This is a genomic window from Acinetobacter lactucae, assembly GCF_013344765.1.
Taxonomy (GTDB): Bacteria; Pseudomonadota; Gammaproteobacteria; order Pseudomonadales; family Moraxellaceae; genus Acinetobacter; species Acinetobacter lactucae_A.
In genome coordinates this window covers 1-2,877 of the sequence record NZ_JABVBF010000257.1, presented here as the reverse complement: position 1 = coordinate 2,877, position 2,877 = coordinate 1, and the positions used below count along the sequence as shown (strand labels likewise).

Below are 2,877 nucleotides of genomic sequence, written 5' to 3'. Positions count from 1 at the left end.
TTATTTAGTGTTCAATTTTATAAAACTACTGCTAATCCAAAAATAGAATTTTGTGTCAATGAATTTACTTAAATGAATATTGAATCTAAAAAACTTATAGGAAAAAGATACTAGATGAGCCATCCTACACTCATAATGACAAGCTCTGTCTCGTTTGGTGTCATGTCACGCGACACGTGAAATTTCATTTATCAATACATAAGTTTTCATAAATCAAAAAATTAATAAATGTAATAAATCTCATCATTCAAGGCCTGCTTTATTCATCTTTTCTTCATATCCATAAATTCAGGCTACAATATTCATAGTGACAGTTATTGTGTCGTTTTACCAACAAAATGTCACAAGTTGTGTCGTTGTATTTTGTCTTCATGTGCCATAAAGATTACTAAGCTTTTGAATTTATTTATAAGAGAATGACAGCATATGCGTCGTGTGACGATCTACTAAATAAAAAGCCGCTATCTATAGCGGTTTTTTATTACTCAAAATGTCATAATTTCTAAAAGATCATCAACCTTTACCCGAGTACAAAACTGAGCCAACTAAAACCGCTTGTCCTGCAATGCTAACGTGTAATATTGAATCTATTTTCTCAACTGTTACTAAAACTCGCCCCGGTTTTTCTATTGCAAGACCTTGATATCCCCAATAACTAACTTTCTGGTCACATTCGATTAAATCGTGGTGAACAAGGTACGCTCCCGCTGGACCATTTGCATTACCAGTTACAGGATCTTCATTAATACCGATTGCAGGCGCGAACATGCGACCATAGGTAATAGGTTCTTGCCTACTACCTTCCAAGACAAGAGTGAAAAAACCATTGCAACCTATTTCAGCGCTAATAGCTTTCAATTTTTCATTGTTCGGAGTTAATCCATCAAGCTTACTTCTGCTCCGCATTGGCACCATCACCTTGGAATGCCCCGTCGTGACAACTTGTATTGGCAAGTCCGCAAAATCTCTCTCGCTCACACCCAGTGCGCTTGCAAGTTCACTCCGTTGACTCCCACTAAAAGGTGGTAAAAACTCTACGCGACCTTGGGTCATTTTCACAAATAACGCTTTTGGACTTCCAAATATTGAAACGGGTAAATGACCTGCTCCCGTTTTTGCGATTAATGGATAGTCTGATTGGTGGCCTGTAGTTGCACGTAAAAAATGACTAGCGATCGTCGCGTGTCCACAGATCGGGACTTCATTTGTAGGGGTAAAATATCGAACATGTATGTCATGACTTTGATCTTTTGGTGATAAAACAAAGGCAGTTTCTGAATACCCTGCGAATGCAGCAATATCTTGCATCTCTTGAGTTGTAAGATGGTCAGCATCTAGAACAACCCCCGCTCGATTTCCTGTATTTGGTTTGGTGGTAAATGCATCAACCACATAAATGGTCGTCATGGCAGAATTCCTCTGTTGTTAATATTGTGATCTCAGAAATAGCTCCCGCCATGACTAGAAAATCTTATTTAATTGCAGCAACACATATCACCGCTCTAAAAGGCTTATAGTCGCCTCATATAATGAATTTTGAGTCTTTGTAGTGGTTGTTTGAATTGTATAAATCTAAACATCGGGGATACTATAGTTTTTATTGCAAACGCATTTTTTAAAAATGGAAAGGTATGAACTGGGACGATACTAAAATTTTGTTAGCTATTGGGCGAACTGGCGGGTTGAGCCGCAGTGCAAAATTGCTTGGTATTAGTGTTTCTACCGTACATCGCAGAGCCGTTGAACTGGAAAAAAGCCTCAATGCGGTTCTTTTTTCCCGAGACAGTGATGGCTATACACTCACCCATGTTGGAAAACATTTTTTTGTTTTGGCTGAAAAAGCAGAAGAGCATTTGATAGCAATGGAACGTTACAACGATCAAGGACAGCAATCATTATTCCGCATTGCTTTACCTGAGTTAATCGGGCAACAGTTACTTCAGTCAAAGCTAACCGCATTACAACTGAAGCATCCAGATTTACAATTAGAGATCTCAACGAGTGTCGTTCCTGTTGATTTTTCCCGACGGGAAGCTGACATTATTCTTCGACTTGTGCGACCAGAAAGCGGGCGCTACATTATTCGGCGACTTGGCCAACTGGAGTATGGGCTTTATTGCAGTAAAGATTATCTCGCTAGTTTCACAGAGCATGCTGAAATGGCTGATGATTTATTGAATCATCGTATAATCGGTTGGGACCGAAGCCTTCAATATACGTTTTTAGCACAATGGATGCGTGAACTCACCCAAGATACAGCCCCTGCTTTGTCTTTTGATAACATGCACTCGCAACTACGAGCAGTCATTGAAGGACAAGGAGTTACAGCCCTGCCTTGTTTTGTTGCAAAGGCTTCTGGTTTAGTGCCAATACTACCTGAGCAAACTTTAAAACAAGATGTGTGGTTAATGCGTCATTTAGATACTAAGGATAGTGACTATTCAATGTTGATTAGTGAGACAATTGAAAAAGAACTACAAGAATATCTGTTGTAATAAAAATTAGCTTTTATTCTAATTTTGAATTCGAAAAAGAAATTTTAAGTTAAACCTAGTTATGTCTCGCTCAAGTTGTATAGAGTGATTTTTAGTCAAAATGATTGGCGAGAACTATCAAATCTGCTCATAAAAATCCGACTTGTGTCAAAAACGGAATTTTGTTTTTTTTGTAGCAAATAAAAAATCTTAATACTTTGATTTAAAAAATCTTTTTAAATATGGTTTCAGATAACGCCCATTATGTTAAATAAAAACTCTAAGGAGATATCTCAATCACTTCATTCTTTGATGCTTTTCTCACAATTACTGTTCCACTAGAGTTTGTTATATAAGGTTTAAAACGATTACTGTTGATGAACTGTATAAATTTTTCGATATG

The 2,877-nt window shown here is 37.4% G+C and carries 2 protein-coding genes; one reads left to right on the top strand and one right to left on the bottom strand.

Going from position 1 to position 2,877, the window contains the following annotated elements; genetic code table 11:
• Positions 1-513 precede the first annotated feature (513 nt).
• On the bottom strand, positions 514-1,407 hold the full coding sequence (locus HUN22_RS16345) for a PhzF family isomerase (RefSeq protein WP_174731575.1): 894 nt from the start codon (positions 1,405-1,407) through the stop codon (positions 514-516).
• Positions 1,408-1,631: 224 nt separating this feature from the next.
• Between HUN22_RS16345 and HUN22_RS16340 the strand changes: the two genes are divergently transcribed.
• The gene (locus HUN22_RS16340) at positions 1,632-2,495 is read left to right on the top strand and encodes a LysR family transcriptional regulator (RefSeq protein ID WP_174731574.1); all 864 of its coding nucleotides are present in this window, start codon (positions 1,632-1,634) and stop codon (positions 2,493-2,495) included.
• Positions 2,496-2,877 lie beyond the last annotated feature (382 nt).

Excerpts from the sequence above, each read along its gene's own strand:
- HUN22_RS16345 (WP_174731575.1), bottom strand. The coding sequence starts at position 1,407 with ATGACGACCATTTATGTGGTTGATGCATTTACCACCAAACCAAATACA.
- HUN22_RS16340 (WP_174731574.1), top strand. The coding sequence starts at position 1,632 with ATGAACTGGGACGATACTAAAATTTTGTTAGCTATTGGGCGAACTGGC.